This window comes from Mesorhizobium sp. BR1-1-4 (assembly GCF_020165375.1).
GTDB lineage: Bacteria > Pseudomonadota > Alphaproteobacteria > Rhizobiales > Rhizobiaceae > Mesorhizobium > Mesorhizobium australicum.
The window spans coordinates 100,758-118,662 of record NZ_JAIUIB010000015.1 but is presented as its reverse complement, the minus strand read 5'-3'; the positions used below and the strand labels follow the sequence as shown (position 1 = coordinate 118,662).

The 17,905-nt window shown below is 60.8% G+C and carries 17 protein-coding genes; 12 read left to right on the top strand and 5 right to left on the bottom strand.

Annotated elements, in window-relative coordinates:
* Positions 1-69: 69 nt before the first annotated feature.
* The 5 genes from LB571_RS27095 to LB571_RS27080 form a co-directional block, all read right to left on the bottom strand.
* Entirely contained in the window at positions 70-561 is a 492-nt protein-coding gene (locus LB571_RS27095) for an SDR family NAD(P)-dependent oxidoreductase (protein ID WP_263484800.1), read from the bottom strand.
* A gap of 22 nt (positions 562-583) precedes the next feature.
* Positions 584-778 carry an SDR family NAD(P)-dependent oxidoreductase gene (locus LB571_RS28845; protein ID WP_263484802.1) on the bottom strand — a complete coding sequence of 65 codons (195 nt, stop codon included), beginning with the start codon at positions 776-778 and terminating at the stop codon, positions 584-586.
* Positions 779-965: 187 nt separating this feature from the next.
* Positions 966-1,733 (bottom strand): SDR family NAD(P)-dependent oxidoreductase, encoded by a 768-nt coding sequence (locus LB571_RS27090; protein WP_224599419.1) that lies wholly within the window; start codon positions 1,731-1,733, stop codon positions 966-968.
* Between the two features lie 76 nt (positions 1,734-1,809).
* On the bottom strand, positions 1,810-2,811 hold the full coding sequence (locus LB571_RS27085) for a LacI family DNA-binding transcriptional regulator (protein WP_224599417.1): 1,002 nt from the start codon (positions 2,809-2,811) through the stop codon (positions 1,810-1,812).
* Positions 2,812-2,847: 36 nt separating this feature from the next.
* Positions 2,848-3,846, bottom strand: coding sequence for a 4-hydroxythreonine-4-phosphate dehydrogenase PdxA (locus LB571_RS27080; RefSeq protein ID WP_224599407.1), 999 nt, complete (start codon positions 3,844-3,846; stop codon positions 2,848-2,850).
* 87 nt (positions 3,847-3,933) lie between these two features.
* Between LB571_RS27080 and LB571_RS27075 the strand changes: the two genes are divergently transcribed.
* The 12 genes from LB571_RS27075 to LB571_RS27020 all read left to right on the top strand — a co-directional run bounded on the left by LB571_RS27075 (position 3,934) and on the right by LB571_RS27020 (position 17,838).
* Positions 3,934-5,445 (top strand): aldehyde dehydrogenase family protein, encoded by a 1,512-nt coding sequence (locus tag LB571_RS27075; protein WP_224599405.1) that lies wholly within the window; start codon positions 3,934-3,936, stop codon positions 5,443-5,445.
* A 15-nt stretch (positions 5,446-5,460) separates the two neighbouring features.
* On the top strand, positions 5,461-6,390 hold the full coding sequence (gene mmsB, locus LB571_RS27070) for a 3-hydroxyisobutyrate dehydrogenase (RefSeq protein WP_224599403.1): 930 nt from the start codon (positions 5,461-5,463) through the stop codon (positions 6,388-6,390).
* Positions 6,387-7,694 (top strand): histidinol dehydrogenase, encoded by a 1,308-nt coding sequence (gene hisD / locus LB571_RS27065; protein ID WP_224599401.1) that lies wholly within the window; start codon positions 6,387-6,389, stop codon positions 7,692-7,694. Before mmsB ends, hisD begins: the two co-directional genes overlap by 4 nt.
* A gap of 92 nt (positions 7,695-7,786) precedes the next feature.
* Complete coding sequence (locus tag LB571_RS27060) at positions 7,787-8,671, top strand: amidohydrolase family protein (RefSeq protein WP_224599488.1); 885 nt, start codon at positions 7,787-7,789, stop codon at positions 8,669-8,671.
* The gene (locus LB571_RS27055; protein ID WP_318012420.1) at positions 8,643-9,581 is read left to right on the top strand and encodes an NAD(P)-dependent oxidoreductase; all 939 of its coding nucleotides are present in this window, start codon (positions 8,643-8,645) and stop codon (positions 9,579-9,581) included. The genes LB571_RS27060 and LB571_RS27055 overlap by 29 nt, the downstream gene beginning before the upstream one ends.
* Positions 9,571-10,485: an NAD(P)-dependent oxidoreductase gene (locus LB571_RS27050; RefSeq protein WP_224599397.1), complete on the top strand. Its 915-nt coding sequence runs from the start codon at positions 9,571-9,573 to the stop codon at positions 10,483-10,485. The genes LB571_RS27055 and LB571_RS27050 overlap by 11 nt, the downstream gene beginning before the upstream one ends.
* A complete protein-coding gene (locus tag LB571_RS27045; protein ID WP_263484806.1) occupies positions 10,482-11,258 on the top strand; it encodes an SDR family oxidoreductase in 777 nt (258 codons plus the stop codon). The genes LB571_RS27050 and LB571_RS27045 overlap by 4 nt, the downstream gene beginning before the upstream one ends.
* Before the next feature lie 57 nt (positions 11,259-11,315).
* Entirely contained in the window at positions 11,316-11,936 is a 621-nt protein-coding gene (locus LB571_RS27040; protein ID WP_224599394.1) for a hypothetical protein, read from the top strand.
* 25 nt (positions 11,937-11,961) lie between these two features.
* Entirely contained in the window at positions 11,962-12,849 is an 888-nt protein-coding gene (locus LB571_RS27035; RefSeq protein ID WP_224599392.1) for an N-acyl homoserine lactonase family protein, read from the top strand.
* 69 nt (positions 12,850-12,918) lie between these two features.
* Entirely contained in the window at positions 12,919-13,923 is a 1,005-nt protein-coding gene (locus LB571_RS27030) for an ABC transporter permease (protein WP_224599390.1), read from the top strand.
* Positions 13,924-14,011: 88 nt separating this feature from the next.
* Positions 14,012-15,205, top strand: coding sequence for a substrate-binding domain-containing protein (locus LB571_RS27025; protein ID WP_224599388.1), 1,194 nt, complete (start codon positions 14,012-14,014; stop codon positions 15,203-15,205).
* A gap of 80 nt (positions 15,206-15,285) precedes the next feature.
* A complete protein-coding gene (locus tag LB571_RS27020) occupies positions 15,286-17,838 on the top strand; it encodes an ATP-binding cassette domain-containing protein (protein ID WP_224599386.1) in 2,553 nt (850 codons plus the stop codon).
* The last annotated feature ends 67 nt before the right edge of the window (positions 17,839-17,905 follow it).

Here is a 17,905-nt window from a genome sequence, read left to right as displayed (position 1 = left end):
CGGTTGGCATCGAAGCACGATAAGGGAACTTCCGCCACAGCGCCCATTCAACCACAGCGCTAAGCCGCTTTAACGTTGCGAACCGTGAAGGATGATCAGCCTATCGAGGTTCCGACCGGTCCCGGTGTTGATGCGGTCGATGATCTTAAGCCTCAGCGCTTCCTGATCACTGATACCCTGGCTTGCCGCCACCGCTTTCATTCCTTCACTCACCCGGCCCGTTTGCGTGAGACCGGGATTGAGCCCAACGATGCGCACGCCGCGACCGGCATAGGCGTTCGCGAAGCCGACCGTCGCCAGCATCAGCGCCGCGTTAGCGGCGCCGCCAGCCAGATGGGTCGGCGAGGCGACTTTGCCGCCGTTTCCGATGATGTTGACGATCACGCCCGAGCCGCGGTCAGCCATCTTCTTGACCACCGGATCGATGACGTTGATGTAGGGGAAATACTTGTCATCCATCGCGGCCCGCCAGGCTTGCGGGCTGAGGTCCTGCACCGGCGTGCGCTTTGCGGCGCCGGCGCTGTAAACGAGGATGTCGAAGGGACCGACCTCCCGCCACATCCTCTCCACAGCCTCTGTCGCGTCATCGCCCCGATCTTAAATCCACGGCGCCCACCGCACCGGGAAGAACGGAAAGAGCGGCATCGATGTTGGAACGCGACCGTGAGCAGATGACGATCCTTGCACCTTCCACCGCGAGCAACTTGGCGCAAGCGAGCCCTATGCCTTTGGACCCTCCCGACACCAATACAATCTTGCCTTCAAGCCCGAGGTCCATATGCATTCCTTCCCGACAGATACGGCCCCGATCCTATCAATCCTGGCGCTGTTCGCCAGCCGCAAGGATCATTCCTGACAAGCATGCAAAACAGCTGAATGACGCTTTCGAGCGCCGTTCGTGAAATCGTGCTTTCATTCCTTAGTGCGCTTGTCCCGTCTATATCATGCGACCCTCCAGCACGTTCTTAGTCCGCGGTCCAACCGCCGTCGATGACCATGGACGATCCCGTCATGAGCGAGGATGCGTCGGACGCAAGGAAGACAACCGCGCCGGTTATGTCGTCGACATGACCGATGCGGCCAAGCTTTATTTTGTGCAGCACCTCCGCCCTGAAGGCCTCATTCTTGAGAAAATTCTGAGCGAGCGGCGTTTCGACAAACGTCGGGCAGACGCTGTTGACACGGATCTTGTGTGGCGCAAGGTCGATTGCCACGGCCTTGGTCATGCCCTCCATCGCCCATTTCGAGGCGCAGTAGACGCTGCGCGTCGCGGCACCGACATGGCCCATCTGCGACGACATGTTTATGATGCTGCCACTCACGCCCTGCTCCACCATGCGTCGCGCGACGATCTGCGCGACAAAGAAGGAAGCACGCAGATTGAGGCCGATAATATCGTCAAAATCGACCTGCGTTACATCGAGAAACGGGTTGGTGCGGTTCATCCCGGCATTGTTGACCAGCACATGAAAAGCTGACCTGTGTGAGACAGCTTCACTCACTGCCTCAACGTCCCGGATATCGAGCGCGATGGCTTCGGCTCGTCCGCCCGAGCGAATGATATTGGCTGCGGCAGCCTCCACCTCGCTCAATGTGCGAGCGGCCAGAAACACCTCGGCCCCATAGTGGGCGAGCGCGTGTGCGGCAGCCAGTCCCAAACCCCGTCCGGCTCCCGTAATGAGCGCTCGTTTTCCGTCCAGCCTGAAACTTGGCGCAACCTGATTTTCCTCCATAAATCTCTCTCCATTTCTTTGAATTGGGAATACGTATGCGCACGCCTTTGCTAATTTAGTATGTGGCGTTGATAGTTCAGGCGGTTGCCGCACCGATGTTGGTAGAGCCGCGAATGATCAGTTCGCCGGGTATGCGAATAGCCGCTGGTGGAAAGTCTGCCGGATCAAACAGCAGGGAGAGCGACCGCCCCACCATCGCCTCGATCGGCTGGCGGAAGGTGGTGAGGTCGTATGCCGGCCAGGCGGCCGAGGGAATGTCATCGAAGCCAACGATGGACACATCGCGCGGAACTTTGAGCCCAAGACCGAAGCGCGCGGCGTCCAGCGCGCCAAGCGCCATCACATCGGCGATGCAGAAGATGGCGTCCGGCGGCGTCGGACCGGAAAGAAGGTCGATTGCGGCCCGGTAGCCCCCGTCATAGGTGTTCTCGCCGAATTTCTCGCCGATGATTTCGAGTCCATGGCGGCGCAATTCATCCTGAAAGCCAGCACAACGTTCGCGATGAGTCGACGTATCAGGGCGGCCCCCAATAAGGGCTATGCGTCTATGGCCCGCAGCAACAAGAAGGGCGGCAACTTCCATGGAAGCCGACCTGTTCTCACAACACACCGAATTGATCGAAAAGTCGTCGACGGAGCGATTGAATAAAACCACCCGGGTGTTCCTGTTGTGCAGAATGTCGCGCATTCGCGACGACAACACAGCCGACGTCACGATCAAACCGTCGATCTCGTATTGGAGCATCGATGGCAGCACGTCATCGACTTCAAAACCCTTGGGCACGGAAAGCAGCAGGAGCTGCTTGCCCATGGCGTTGAGCTTCTGGGTGTAGATTTCCAGGACGGCCGGGTAGAACGGATTGAGGATGTCGGCCATGATCAGGCCAACCATATTTGTCTTCTTCGTCTGCAGGCTGCGCGCGATCCCATTTGGCGTGTAGCCTAAGCGCTCTGCGGTCTTGCGGATTTTCTTCTTCGTCTCCTCCGAGATTCTCCCATCACCGGCCAGCGCGCGAGAAACAGTCGATTGCGATACGCCAGCCTCCCGTGCGACATCCACCGAAGTTGACCGTCTCATGCATTGGATCCTTGCGCAAATCAGCTTTTGCGCCTGTTATGCTGCCTTGCGCGCAGCAATAGCAAGACGATGCGCGAGATCAAACGCTGCTGTCAGGCCGGCGGGGTCGGCGCGATTTTGGCCGACAATGTCGTAGGCTGTTCCTTGTGAGGCGGTAACGATTGGCAGCGGCAATCCGCCAAGAACGGTCGAGGTGTTGGCGAAACCGAGCGTCTTCAGCGCGATCTGGCCCTGATCGTGGAACATGGTGACGATCAGGTCGAGCTTTTCCGGCCCCACGCGTAGAAAGACGGTATCGGCCGGATAAAGGCCGGCGACATCGTATCCAAGCTCCTTTAGCCTTTCGATAGCGGGGAGGATAATCTCGATCTCCTCAGTGCCCATTGCGCCGCCTTCTCCCAGATGCGGGTTAAGGCCGGCAACGGCTATTCTCGCACGTTTGCCGCTTGATGATTCGACAGCCTTGGCGCCGGCCACCGTGGCCGCAATGATTGACTCCACGGAGATGTTGTCGGCCACTGCGCGGAGCGGGATATGCGAGGTTACGCGGGCGGTCCAAAGAGCCCCCTGGTTATTCATTTCACAGCAGAAGCCGGTAACACCGAGGCGGCTCGAGAAAAAATGCAGTTCGTCGATCGCCTTATGACCGGCCAGCCACATCGCCTGCTTGTTGAGCGGACCATAGACAATCGCATCTAGCTGCCCTGCCCCGGCCGCGTCTGCTGCATTCTCCAGCGCAGCGAGCGTGGCAGCGCCGCCCTCCGCGCTCGCCACGCCGGGTTTGTAGCCGCCTCGATCCAGACCTGAAATCAGCGCCACGCCGCCATGCTCAGGAATCGATGAAACGCTATCGACGACTGGGATTTCAGCATCGAGACCGGCGATGCGCATTCCGTCGCGAAAGCTCCCTTCCCCACAAAAGACGGCAACGCGAAGGTCACTCAGACGCCCCTTTGCATCGACCAGTTTGGCACAAAGCTCGGGACCGACACCGGATGGGTCGCCAGCGACGAGGCCGATTGTTGTCACGGTCATTTCTCACTCCTGTTTGACAAACTCGTTTCAAATGTCTAACAGAGTGCATACGTATGCTCAATCCAAAACCGACAGAAGCCACTTCGCATGAACGCCTCGGCAACAGACTCACTTGAAACGCGCATCGCCGCACAATCGGCCGAAGCGAGCCGCCTTTCGGGCCAGATCGTTTATGGCGGTCGATTGAGGAAGGCGCTCACGCATGCGCAGTTCGATGTCGAGAACCCGGCGACCGAAGAGGTCATTGGGTACGCGCCCCGCTGCGGTACCGAGGATGTCGATGCCGCAGTCAATGCGGCCTCTTTGGCATTCCGGTCGTGGTCGGCCCTGCCGGCGAGAGAGCGCGGCGCCCTGCTCATTCGGGCTGCCGACCATCTCGACGGTTTCCGCGAAGACATCGCACGGCTGTCGTCCCTGGAGACAGGCAACGCACTGCCGACCCAATCGCGCAATGAAGCGCGCACCATGGTCGATATAATGCGCTATTTCGGCGGTCTGGCTGGAGAGATCAACGGCCTCACCTATCCGCCGGATCCAGGCCGGCTGCTCTATACGCGGCGCGAGGCGCTTGGCGTCGTCGGGGCAATCATCCCGTGGAATGCACCGCTGATGCAGCTTGCCAGCAAGATCGCCCCGGCACTCGCGGCGGGCAACACCGTCGTGTTGAAGCCGGCCGAACAGGCACCCCTGGCAGTGCTTCGGGTGTTCGAACTGCTGCAGGAGGTTCTGCCAGCCGGCGTCGCAAACGCTCTTACCGGGCTCGGAGAGGAAGCGGGTCGCCTGCTTTGCCAGCATCCGGCTGTTCGCAAGATCAGCTTTACCGGATCGAGCGAGGTCGGCGCCAAGATCATGCACTACGCCGCCGACAAGATCATCCCAGTCACAGCCGAACTCGGCGGCAAGAATCCGAACATCGTCCTCGCCGACGCCAATATCGATCGCGCGGCGCGTGGCATTCTGCAGGGGCTTCGCCTGCAGCGCCAGGGCCAGTCGTGCTCGGCCGGTACGCGTATCTACATTCACGACGCCGTCTATGATGCGGTGATCGAGCGCGTCCTGGCCGGCATTCCGTCTTTTCGGGTCGGCAACCCGCTCGATGAAACCACCCAGGTAGGCTGTATAGTATCGCGCAAGCAGTTCGATCGTGTCGAACGCTATATCGAAATGGCGCGACAGACGCCGGGTGCCCGTATCCTTTGGGGCGGCCAGCGTCCCGAAGGTCTGGACAAGGGTTACTACTACTCGACGACGCTGATCGAGGGCGTTCCCGCAAGTTCACCCGTTTGCCGCGACGAAATTTTCGGGCCAGTCGCGACCGTCTCGCGCTTTACCGATTTCGAAGCCGTCCTGCAGGAGGCCAACGATACGCCTTACGGCCTCGCTGCAACCATTTTCACGGAAAACCTCCCGGCGGCTTTCGACTTCGTGTCGCGCATCGAAGCTGGCTTCGTGCAGGTCAACCAATTTGCCGTCGCGGAAGCCAACATCGAGTACGGAGGGACGAAAATGAGCGGCATGGGGCGTGAACTCTCGCTGGCGAGCATGATCCAGCATTTCACCTGGTCGAAGACGGTCATCGTCAACACGTCGGCTGCCTGACGGGAGGATGCCCAATTGAAAATTGTCGCTTTCCTTGGTCTTGGCAATATGGGTCAACCAATGACCCGCAATCTGGTCCAAGCCGGCTTTGAAGTGATTGGCTTCGATCCGTCTTCGGCGGCACTCGACGCGGCTGAGAAGCAGGGCGTGCAGCGTGCAGCCTCCGCCGCAGAGGCGGCTTCGTCGGCCGATGTGGTTATCACCATGCTTCCGACCGGAGACAATGTTCGCGACGCCTATCTTGGAGCGTCGGGTCTCATCGCGGTATCCCGCAAGGGTGCGCTGTTGATGGATAGCAGCACGATTTCATCGACCGTTACCGTGGAAATCGCGGCTGCCGCCCGCGCAGCGGGCCGGCGCATGATCGACGCACCGGTTTCGGGTGGAACGCCTCGAGCTCATTCAGGCAGCCTGACCTTCATGGTCGGCGGCGAGGCCTCGGATGTCGAGGAGGCCCGACCACTGCTCGAGGCGATGGGGCAGCGCATCTACCATGTCGGAGCATCGGGATCGGGCCATACGGCAAAGCTCTGCAACAATATCTTGTCGGGGATCTGCATGGCGGGAACCGTCGAGGCGCTGGCACTCGGTGTCGCCAATGGTCTCGACCCAGCTGTGCTGAGCGATGTCATGCGCAACTCCTCGGGCAACAACTACGCGCTCGAGCGCTATCACCCATTCCCGGGCCTGATGGAGAATGTGCCCTCTGCCAACGGTTTTGCCGGCGGTTTCCGCTCGGATTTCCAGTTGAAGGACATGCGGCTCGCCAAGGAACTGGCGAACAGCTCGAAAGTCCTGGCAGCGATGGGCAATCTCGCGACCGAGCTCTTCGCCATCCATTGCCAGAACGGACATGCCGGCGAGGACTATTCGAGCATCATCAAACTGGCGCTCGATCTCGACAGCTACTTCGAAGGCAGGACGACGGAAGGAGCGACCAAATGATCCGCAAGCTCAAAGAGGGGCGCGATCCGAGCGCGGTGGCAGCCGATCAGGCCACCATCAGAGCCACGGTTGAGGGCATCATCGCCGATGTCCGTGCGCGTGGCGATGTTGCGGTGCGCGAGCTTTCGATCCGCTTCGACAAATGGGACCCCAAGGATTTTCGCCTCACTGATGCGGAAATACGCGCCTGCCTTGCCGAACTGTCCGAACAGAACCTGAGCGACATTCGCTTCGCGCAGGAACAGGTTCGCAACTTCGCGCAGCATCAGCGGGAAGCGTTGCGCGATATCGAGATCGAAACCGTGCCGGGCGTTGTTCTTGGACACAAGAACATCCCGGTCCAGTCCGTCGGCTGCTATGTGCCGGGTGGAAAGTATCCGTTGCTGGCCTCGGCCCATATGTCGGTCATTACGGCCAAGGTTGCTGGCGTACCGCGCATCCTCACGGCGGCGCCACCTTATGAGGGGCGCCCCGCCCCGGCAATCGTTGCGGCCCAGCATCTGGCAGGCGCGGATGAAATCTACTGTCTCGGCGGTGTGCAGGCAGTGGCCGCCATGGCACTGGGCACGCAAAGCATCCAGTCCGTCGACATGTTGGTCGGTCCAGGCAACGCCTTTGTGGCGGAAGCCAAGCGCCAGCTCTATGGGCAGGTCGGCATCGATCTCTTTGCCGGCCCAACCGAAACGCTGGTCATTGCCGATGACAGCGTCGACGCCGAACTATGCGCGACCGATCTTCTCGGCCAGGCCGAGCATGGCCCCAACTCACCGGCAATCCTGCTGACCAATTCAGAGGCGCTCGCCAAAGCCACGATCGCAGAGGTCGAAAGGCTGCTGACCATCCTGCCGACTGCCGTCGTCGCCCGTCGCGCATGGGAAGACTACGGCCAGGTCATCCTGTGTTCGACGGAAGGTGAAATGATCGGCGAAGCAAACCGCATTGCGTCGGAGCACGTCCAGGTAATGACCCGTGACCCGGATATCTTTCTCGAGCGGATGACGAACTACGGTGCGCTTTTTCTCGGGCCGCGAACCAATGTCGCCTACGGCGACAAGGTGATTGGAACCAACCATACGCTGCCGACGGCGGGAGCCGCCCGCTACACCGGCGGCCTCTGGGTCGGCAAGTTCCTGAAGACCGTTACCTATCAACGCGTCCTGACCGATGAGGCCTCGGCCATGATCGGCGAATACTGTTCGCGCCTTTGCATACTTGAAGGATTCGCCGGCCATGCCGAGCAGGCGAACGTTCGTGTCCGTCGCTATGGCGGGCGCAATGTTCCCTATGCGGCCGCCGCTGAATAAATCGCCGTGACGACTGCGGATGCCGGAAGAGGAGCTGGCATCCAATCTGAGATGGGTCGTCCTGAGACGGAGAGGAGACAGACGTGACTGATATGCCGATGGTGGATGCTCACGTCCACTTCTGGAATCCCGAGCAGAACTATTATCCGTGGCTCAACGATCGGCCGCTGATCCCATTCCGCTATGGCGACTACTCCTCGATATGCCGGCCGTATCTGCCGGCCAACTACAAGCGGGACGCTGCCGGCCACCACGTTGTCAAGACGGTCTATATCGAAGCCGAGTGGGATCCGAGCGATCCGATCGGCGAGATGGATTATATCGCATCCCTTCGTCGCAAGACGGGGTGGCCCAACGTCGCTGTCGGCCAGGCATGGCTCGACCGGGACGACCGCGCGCGGGTGCTGGAGCGGCTGGCCGGTTTCGACTTCGTACGCGGCCTGCGTCACAAGCCGAAATCCAATCCCAAGCCCGGCTCAGCCGCTCCAGGCAGCATGGTAGATCCGCATTGGGTCGAAGGTTTCGCCATGCTGTCCAGCTATGGTTTGCGGTTCGATCTGCAGACACCATGGTGGCATCTGCACGAGGCGTGCACGCTGGCCGACCGCTTCCCGCAGACGCAGATCATCCTGCTGCATTCAGGGCTGCCGGCCGATCGCAGTGCCGAGGGAATTGCCGGCTGGAAGGCGGCAATGGCTGAGTTCGCCAAGCGGCCGAACGTGGCGGTGAAGATTTCCGGCATCGGCCTGCCTGGCCATCCCTGGACGGTCGCCAACAACCGCGACATCGTGAGGTCGATCATCGAGATGTACGGCGTCGAGCGCTGCATGTTCGGGAGCAATTTCCCGGTCGACAGTGTGTGCGGCACGCTCGACAAGATCTTCGGTGGCTACAAGGAGATCACGGCGGATCTCGGATCCGAAGCGCAAAAGCGCCTGTTCCACGACAATGCGGTCCATTTCTATGACATCCGGTAAGCCGCGCCTTGCCTATATCGGCGTCGGCCTGATGGGCGGACCCATGGCCGCGCGCCTTGCAGGGCTCGGCTACAAGCTGCGAGTCTTCGACGCGGATGCCGGCCGGCAAGCGGCGGCTGTGGCTTCGGGTGCACTTGGCGCTGCGTCGCCAAAAGACTGTGTCGCGGACGCGGATCTCGTGCTCCTCAACCTTCCATCGCAGGCGGCGGTCGAAGCCGTCGTGTTTGGCCAAGCGGGCCTGTCGGATGCTCTCCTGTCACGGCAGATAGTGGTGGATTTCTCAACGGTGTCGCCAGATTTCTGCCGGTCCACCGGTTTGCGCGTCAAAGAGGCCACAGGGTGCGAATGGATCGACGCTCCGGTTTCGGGTGGTCCCTCGGCGGCAGGCGAAGGCACACTGACGATCATGGCCGGCGGCTCGGATTGGGCGATCGCACGCATCCGTTCCTTGATCCAGGACATCGGCCGGCAGTTCACCCATGTCGGACAGACAGGCATGGGCTCGGTTGCCAAGATGATCGCGCAGCTCGTGGTCGGCACGAATTATGCTGTTCTGGCCGAAGCCGTGCGCCTCGCTGAAGCGGCAGGAATGGATGCCGCGCTGCTGCCCGAATGCGTGAAGTACGGCCATGCCGACGGCGTTCTGATGCAACAGCTCTATCCACGTATCGCCGCACATGATTTCGCGCCGCGGGCCTATGCGCGTCAGCTGCTGAAAGACCTCGATATGGTGCAGGAGCTTGCCCGTAGTTCGGGTACGGCAACCCCAATGTCGGGCCAAGCCGCCCAGCTCTTTCGTCTGCTTGTCACCGCCGGCCACGGCGACATCGACGGCACCGGCATCTATCGCCTCTACGAAGGCGCGCCGTCACATCTTACAGCGATCGGGGAGAGCGCGCGTGCCCAGTAATTCTTACGGATTCGTCGGTCTCGGTGCGATGGGCATGCCCATGGTCAGCAAGGCTCTGGGAGCCAAGTTCGACATCCACATCTTCGATACCAACGCTGCGGCCGTCGACGTGCTTGTCACGCAGGGAGCAAAGCGGCAAGACAGCGCCGCCGCGGTCGCCAATGCGGTCGAGACGGTCTTCGTCAGCCTGCCAAACGCGCCGATCGTCGAGGCCGTCGCTCTCGGCGAGGCCGGCCTTATCCATGGCAAACGCATCCAGCACTATATCGATCTCTCGACCACCGGCCCGACAATGGCGCGCAAGGTCGGTGATGCGATGACGGAACGCGGCGTATCGGTGCTGGATGCGCCTGTCAGCGGCGGACCAATCGGCGTCCGCAACGAGACGCTGGCGGTCATGGCTTCGGGGTCGGAGCAGACCCTGGAACGAGCACGACCGTTCCTGGCGACGTTTGCAAAGACTTTTGTCCATCTCGGCCCGGACGTCGGCAAGGCGCAGATCCTCAAGCTCGCCAATAATCTTCTCACCGCAACCAACATGGTGATCGTCGGCGAGGCGCTGGCATTCGCCGAAAAGGGCGGTATCGAGCCCGAGGATCTGTTCCGGATCATCAATGCCGGCTCAGGCCGGTCCTGGGTGTCGGAGATCGCCTATCCAAAGCATGTGGTGACACGCCGCTACGACCAGAATTTTCGCACCGAGCTGATGCACAAGGACGTGACGCTCTGCATGCAGGAAGCCGAGCGCATGGGCGTGCCGATGTGGCTCGGGGCCAACGTCCGCCAGTTCTGGCAGTTCGCGATGACGCAAGGCATGGCCGACGCCGATTGCTCGCGCATCGCCGCTCTCATCGAGGGTTGGGCAGGCCTGAATATCGAAGACGCGACCGAGGCCGCCGAATGAATTCATCTGGGGAGGAATACACCGTGATGCTGAACGACAAGACCGCCATTATTACAGGCGCCGCCTCGCCGCGCGGCATAGGCAAGGCCACGGCCCGGCGGTTTGCCGCGCAGGGCTGCCGCGTGGCGATCTTCGACCTTAACGAAGAGGCCGCCGTGAATGCGGCCCGCGACATCGGCCCCGAACACATTGGCGTGGCTTGCGATGTCCGGGATCCTGCTTTCTGCCGCAAGGCAGTTGGCGACGTCATGACCCGATTCGGACATGTCGACATCCTGATCAACAATGCCGGCATCAGCCAACCCGATCGGCTCATGGATATCACCCAGGAGAATTTCGATCTGGTCATCGATTCCAGCCTGCGCGGCAGCCTGAACATGGCCCAGGCTACCGTGCCTTCGATGATCGAACGGCGCACCGGCGCGATCGTTTCGATCGGCTCGATCGCTGCTCAGATCGGCGGCGGCATTTTCGGCGGGCCGCATTATTCCGCCGCCAAGGGCGGCATCCACAGCCTCACCAAGTCCATGGCGCGTGAACTGGCGCAGCACAATATCCGCGTCAACGCGATAGCCCCCGGCACGATCGACACGGACATCTTTGGCGACAAGCTGACCGAAGACAAGCGACGCGACATCGTCGTGAACATCCCACTGGGCCGGCTCGGAACGGCGGACGATATCGCAAAAGCCTGCCTGTTCCTGGTCTCTGACCTGTCCGACTACGTGACGGGACTCATTCTCGACGTCAACGGCGGCCGATTCATGCACTGAAAAGACAGTCCGCAGGGCCTGCGGACTGATGCGACGACGAACATTCGGAGGCGACGCATGCTCAGGATCAATTCCCGACAAGACGAGGCTCCGCTAGCGCATGGGACGGCGCGGCAAACGTATGGTCACGAATTTCCAGCGCCGTCTTCGGGCATCGACCGGGTGCACCGTCCCACCTGTTCGATATGGGACACCCCCCACGAGTCCCAGCCCGATGCGTTATTGAAGTCGGGGATCTGCGATGAAGCAATTGCCTCGTACCTGGCCGACACCCGTCCGCTCTACGACGCCGCCAAGCGTTGCGTCGGCCAGCTTTCGGGTATCCTGCTTCTGCTGCAAACCGACAGCCTCGACCGCAACCGCAACGATCTTCTACTGGCGTCGGTCTCTCGGCAACTTCGCGAGGCAACCGACCGGTTGGGGGCGGTAAAGGCACCTCCGACAGCGACGCGTCACCAAGCCGCGCTCGCCGGTCTGCTTGTGCTTCTCAGCCGGATATTCTCGCGGCTTGATCGCCTTGCCGATCTCATCGATCCGGCAAGTCCCGACCTCGATGCCGTCGTTGACGCGCTCTTTTCCGCGCAGCGGTCGCTGCTGACGGTTTCGGAACCTTCCGCCGGACTGACGCCCGTGGACTTCACGACAGCCTGTTGCAATTGCCGGCCTGCGAAGAATTAACCGTCAGGATCAAGGGAGGAAACCGGTGTCACTCTATTCGATCTACGTCCTCGAGTACGGCTACGTGCCTGAATACCACAAGAGCGGCGTCATCTACGGCGCTCACAATGAGGGCTATGTGAAGCTGCCCTACTGCTACGCCGTCATCAAGGGAGACGGTTGGGCCGCGATGGTCGACGTCGGTTACAACGATCGCGACTACGGCAACTATCTCGGCACTCTGTTCAACGTCCAGAACTGGCGCGGACCGCGCGAGGTCCTTGCGGAAATCGGACTGACGCCGGAAGACATCAACGCCGTATTCATCACACACGCGCATTTCGATCATTTCGGCAATGTCGACGCATTTCCGAATGCCACCTTCTACATCCAGAAGAAGGAGTTGCAGGAATGGATCTGGGCGATGTCGCTTCCAGATCGCATGCGCTGGATCTTGTCTGGCATCGACACGGCGGACATTCTGCGCGGTGTACAGCTGGCGCGCGACAAACGCCTCATCGCGGTCGATGGCGCCATGCAAAACGTCTTCCCCGGCATCGACCTTCACGTCGCCTATGACAGCCATACCTTCGCATGCATGTGGGTGACCGTGCGCAATGACGACAAGACGGATTCCCAGGACACCTGGGTGCTTGCCGGCGATCTCGTTTACCAGTTCGAGAACCTGAACGGCGCATCCGAACAGCTCAAGATCGACGGCATGTATCTCCCGGTCGGCCTGGCGACCGGCAGCCAGATTAATCTGATCATGGCTACCGAAGCAATGATGAAGCAGGTGGGCCATGAGTCTCGACGGGTCATACCCGTTCACGAGTGCCGGCTCGAACAGACATTCCCGTCACGCCTCTCCAGTCAAAAGCTGCGGATCAGCGAAATCTGCCTGGCCAGCGGGGCAAAATCTGCAGTGCGTTAGCCGACACGTTCGATGCCGCGAATCCGCAGAAGGACAAGACACTTGGAACAGGTTTCAGGGAAGCCGAAGATGGGCAGTGCATCCGGAGCGAACAGTTGGTTTGCGTCGGCCGGCGGGCCGACAACAGGCATCGCGGCTGCGACGCTGGTCCTTTTCGCCTTCGGCGGCCTGATCGCGCCGCAGAGTCTTGGCACCGGAGCGATGAGCGGGATGCTCCCCTTTGCCGCGATCCTGGCCCTGGTCAGCCTGGGGCAGACACTCGTCATCCAGCAGGGCGGCATCGATCTATCTGTCCCCGGGATGGTTTCGCTAAGCGCTGTCATCGTCTGTTACTTCTCGGAGAGCCAACCGGATGCCGAGGGCAGTGTCGTCCTGGCACTCTTTTACGCTTTCGCCGCTGCAGCTGTGGCGGGACTGATCAGCGGCCTGCTCGTCAGCAAGGTTCGTGTTGCGCCCATCGTAGCCACGATCGGCATGAACGCGCTGCTCTATGGCATGAACGTCAAGATTTCGGGCGGCACGCCGGTGTCGGTACCCGGCTCGATAGCAGCATTCGCCAACGGCAAGATATTTGGCATCACGCAGCTCGCCTATTTGGCAGTCGCGATGGCTATTGTCGTCATTTTCGTAGTCAAGGCGACGACCTTCGGGCGCAATTTCGAGGCAGTCGGCGCAAACAGCCGGGCGGCACGCGCGGCGGGTATCGTCGCTGACCGCTACCAGATCGCCGCCTATGTGGGCGCGAGCCTGCTCTATGCGGCTGGCGGCATTCTGCTCGGCGGCCTTATGCAACTGCCAAGTCCGCAGCAGGGCGACAACTACCTGATGCCGTCAATCGCCGCGACGGTTCTGGGTGGAACCTCGCTGTTTGGCGGCAAGGGCAATCTGGCGGCGACCGTGATCGCCGCGCTCTTTCTCACACAGCTCCAGCAATTGGTGCTGACGACGGGCGCCAGCATCGGCGTTCAATACCTTTTTCAAGGTGCCGCGATCCTGGTCGGGGTCGGCATCTATGGTCTGAATTTTCGCAATCTCAGGCGTGCAATCAGCCTGAGGAACAGGTCGACCGCATGATGTCGGCGGCCAAGGGAATAAAAAGTTTCAACGCTGTCCATCACGGGCAGGTTGGAGAACAGCAACCAAACTTCGTTGGGAGGAAATGATGAAGTCTTGTCTTGGATTAAACGTGCTATCGGGCGCCGCGCTCGCCCTTTCGTGCTTTGCAACTGTCTCACCGCTGTCGGTCACACAAGCCAACGCCGCAGATTGGTGCAAGGGCATTGCCGGTGGTGTCTTCTGCGCCGAACCCGCAGCGACGCCGCCGAGCTTCTGCGGAACGAAGGAAATCTCCGTCGCGCTGGCGGATGGCTTCGCCCAAAACCCCTGGCGGCAAATGACGACGGCCGCTGCGATCAACGAGGCCAGCCAGTGCCCGAATGTCACCGGCTGGGATCATACCGACGGACAGGGTAACACCCAGAAGGCAATCTCCGACCTCAGCGGTCTCGCGGCACGCGGCGTCAATGCCATTGTCGTGTTCCCCGATGCCGGCCCAGCTATGTTGCCGGCGATCCGCGATGCCTTCAAGCAGGGCAGCACCGTCGTGCCCTACCGCGCCCGTGTCGGCGGCGAGGAAGGGAAGGATTACAGCGTTTTCGTCGGCACGAACTTCCACCAGGACGGCGTCGACTGGGGGAAATGGATGGCGAAGGCCCTCAACGGCAAGGGAAATGTCGCCTATCTCGGCGGACCTGCCGGAACCAGCCAGAGCCGTGAGCGCGCCGACGGCATCCTCGAAGCGTTCAAGGACTATCCGGGCATCGTCCAGATCGGGCAGAAGCCGTTCGAAGTGACGAATTGGGATTCCAGCATGGTCGCCAAATCACTGGGCGCGCTGATTGCCCAGTATCCGCAGATCGACGGTGTGATCGCGGACCTCAGCATGGGCGTTGTCGCCTCGGGCGTCTTCGAACGGGCCGGTCGGCCGCTTCCGCTGATCGCCGGTGAAGACGCAAACGTGTTCGGCTGCACCTGGAAGAAGCTGCACGACGCCGACGCCAAGTCCACCTTCCAGTACACGACAAACAGCGCCGAGCAGTGGAATGTTCGCCTGGCCGTTCGCTGGGCGATTGCCGAGGCCGCCGGCGGCCAGATGGATCAGCCGCTCGTCATAACCGATCCCAATGGCACCAAGCATACGGTGGCCGCGGCGGGTGTGAAGGAGGTGACGAACTTCCAGTTGGAGGATTCGCTTGCCGGAACGGTGTTCTGCAATCCGAAGCTCCCTGAATCCGCTTCGAATGGCACCAGCCTGACGGACGAACAAGTCCTAGCGGCCCTAAAGGGCGGTCTCTGATCTCGAGCAAAACGGGGCGGGCTTCTGCCCGCCCCTTCATCTCCTCAAGAGGATGATGGAGACACTTAGGAGGATCGACCATGGCCACCGTCGAACAGCTTCAGCCTGACATGGCACCCCCGACCGACGCCCTATCGGACGCCGCGTTGGGATTGCGCATGCAAGGCGTGTGGAAGCGTTTCGGCAATGTCGTCGCCGTGAAGGACATCTCGTTTGCCGCGCGATGTGGCGAGGTTCATGCGCTTCTGGGAGAAAACGGCGCAGGCAAGTCGACATTGATGGGCATTGCCTCCGGAAATTTGAGCTTCGATCAGGGTTCGATCGAAATATGCGGACAAACTGTAGGTCGCTTGAGCGCAGCGCAGGCGCAACGCCTCGGGCTCGCCATCGTGCATCAGCATCCGGCTGTGCTTCCTGATCTGACGGTGGCTGAAAACCTGCTGCTTGCAGTTCCAGCAGCGCTTCGAACGGATTATGCGAATGCCAATGACTGGGTAGTCGCCCAACTCCGTCGTGTTGGTTCTGCCGTTCACCCCAAGACCCGGCTGTGCGATGTCGACATCGCACAAAGCCAACTGATAGAACTTGCCAAGGCGCTTGCGATCGACCCGAAGATCCTCATTCTTGACGAACCCACCGCGGCTCTGACAGCCGACCTTGTCGACATCCTGTTTCGCAACGTGCGGGAAGCAGCGGCACGGGGCGCGGCAGTCATCTACATTTCGCATCGGCTGCAGGAAATCAGGCAGATCGCAGACACTGTCACTGTCATGCGTGACGGTGAAGTGAAGGGATCGGCACCGGTGCGCGATGTCAGCGATGACCAGATCCTCAACCTCATTGTCGGACGCACCGTTACCAAGCAATTTCCCCCCAAATCATCCGGTATCGTGAATGGTGGAAGTGTTCTTGAGGTCAACGGCCTTTCGGGCGCTGATTTCGTAGACATCAACATGTCGGCGCGTGGCGGCGAGATCGTTGGCATCGCCGGCATAACCGGAAACGGCCAGAGCGACTTCCTGCGTTCGCTGGCAGGTCTTGTAAATGCCCGTGGAGCCGTCACTCTGGATGGGAAGACCGTGCCGCTCGGCAACCCGGGTGCCGCTCGTCGTGCAGGCATTATCTATCTGTCTCCCGACCGCCAACATGAAGGCCTTTTTCCCAGTCTTTCCGTACGCGAAAACGGCACCATCTCGGCGCTGTCACGTTTCGCCAACTTTGGCGTCGTGGACCGTTCGCTCGAACGGCGGCAAATGGAAGCGCAGCGAGTGGACCTGAACATTCGCGCGGCATCGATCGAGCAGAGTGTCGCCACGCTTTCCGGCGGGAACCAGCAAAAGACGATCCTGTCACGAGCTCTCCTGGCAGAGGCTTCGCTCGTCCTGGCAGAGGAGCCGACAGCCGGGGTCGACGTGGGTGCCCGCGCCGAAATCTATCGCATCCTGCGTGACGTCGCTTCGCGTGGGACATTGGTGGTGATTGTCTCATCCGATATCGTCGAGCTTGAGGGCCTATGCGACCGGGTGCTGGTCTTCTCCCGTGGGCACGTCGTGGGCGAACTCTCAGGCCAAGACGTCAATGAGGCCAATATCGGCCGGACCATGATCACCGCCACCACCCATCGCAAGACCGATCAGCAAGGACGAGCCGGATCCGGCAATGGATGGTCATGGCTGCGGACTATCGTTGCCGGCGACTATGTTCCAAGCCTCGTGCTCGCCGGGCTGATCGTGCTGCTGGGGTTGGTAGCGTCTGGTCACAACATCCGTTTCGTCTCAGGCTTCAATATCGAAAAGATCCTGTTCCTTTCCGCTGCGCTGGCGTTCGTCTCGTTTGGCCAGATGTGCGCAGTGTTCACCGGCAGGATCGATCTGTCGGTCGGCCCGTTGATCGGCTTGAGCCTTGTCATCGCGTCATTCTTCCTGAATGAAGGCGCCGGCATGGGAACGATAATCGTTGGCGTGTTGGCCGTTTTTGGCGCCGCAGCCTTCGTCGGGCTGACCAACGGCACCTTGGTTCGGTTCGGAAACTTCACCTCCGTCGCCGCGACGCTAGGGGTGTACATCATCATTCAGGGCATCTCGGTGTTGCTGCGGCCTTATCCCGATGGAGCCATCAGCGCCACCGTCATGGATACCATCAAAGCCACCATCGGCAGCATACCGATCGTGTTCATCGTCGCGTTGGCCCTGGCAATCATCCTCGAAGTCGGCTTGCGCTACAGCCGTTGGGGGATGAGCTTGCGCGCCGTTGGCTCGAACGAGAAGGCGGCGGCGCATATTGGTGTGCGCACAGGCTGGACTGTCGTCGGCGCGTTCGTCGCCTGCAGCTTGCTCACGGCGCTTGGTGGCATGATGGTGGTGGCGCAGCTCGGCATCGGCGATCCCAATCAGGGCATCGAATACACGCTGGGCAGCATTGCCGCAGTGGTCCTCGGCGGAGCCAGTCTTTTCGGCGGACGCGGCAGCTTCATCGGCGTGCTGCTTGGCGCCGTCCTGATCCAGGAAGTCAATTCGTCGATGGTTTTCCTGGGCCTGTCCCAAGCCTGGCAATATTGGTTCATCGGCCTGCTGACGCTGATCGCCGTGGCAGTCTATTCGCAGGCCCGGTCAGCGTCTATCGAGAGGCCGTGACACGAACTGCCGCAGACTGGATATACAACGTCGAGTGCGCGATGATCCGCTAAAGAAGGCGCGTGAT

Coding starts and splice junctions, on each gene's coding strand:
- LB571_RS27020 (WP_224599386.1), top strand. CDS start 15,286: ATGGCCACCGTCGAACAGCTTCAGCCTGACATGGCACCCCCGACCGAC.
- LB571_RS27045 (WP_263484806.1), top strand. CDS start 10,482: ATGAATTCATCTGGGGAGGAATACACCGTGATGCTGAACGACAAGACC.
- LB571_RS27055 (WP_318012420.1), top strand. CDS start 8,643: ATGCGGTCCATTTCTATGACATCCGGTAAGCCGCGCCTTGCCTATATC.
- hisD (WP_224599401.1), top strand. CDS start 6,387: ATGATCCGCAAGCTCAAAGAGGGGCGCGATCCGAGCGCGGTGGCAGCC.
- LB571_RS27075 (WP_224599405.1), top strand. CDS start 3,934: ATGAACGCCTCGGCAACAGACTCACTTGAAACGCGCATCGCCGCACAA.
- LB571_RS28845 (WP_263484802.1), bottom strand. CDS start 778: ATGGACCTCGGGCTTGAAGGCAAGATTGTATTGGTGTCGGGAGGGTCC.
- LB571_RS27030 (WP_224599390.1), top strand. CDS start 12,919: ATGGGCAGTGCATCCGGAGCGAACAGTTGGTTTGCGTCGGCCGGCGGG.
- LB571_RS27080 (WP_224599407.1), bottom strand. CDS start 3,846: ATGACCGTGACAACAATCGGCCTCGTCGCTGGCGACCCATCCGGTGTC.
- LB571_RS27040 (WP_224599394.1), top strand. CDS start 11,316: ATGCTCAGGATCAATTCCCGACAAGACGAGGCTCCGCTAGCGCATGGG.
- LB571_RS27025 (WP_224599388.1), top strand. CDS start 14,012: ATGAAGTCTTGTCTTGGATTAAACGTGCTATCGGGCGCCGCGCTCGCC.
- LB571_RS27060 (WP_224599488.1), top strand. CDS start 7,787: ATGCCGATGGTGGATGCTCACGTCCACTTCTGGAATCCCGAGCAGAAC.
- LB571_RS27085 (WP_224599417.1), bottom strand. CDS start 2,811: ATGAGACGGTCAACTTCGGTGGATGTCGCACGGGAGGCTGGCGTATCG.
- LB571_RS27095 (WP_263484800.1), bottom strand. CDS start 561: ATGTGGCGGGAGGTCGGTCCCTTCGACATCCTCGTTTACAGCGCCGGC.
- LB571_RS27090 (WP_224599419.1), bottom strand. CDS start 1,733: ATGGAGGAAAATCAGGTTGCGCCAAGTTTCAGGCTGGACGGAAAACGA.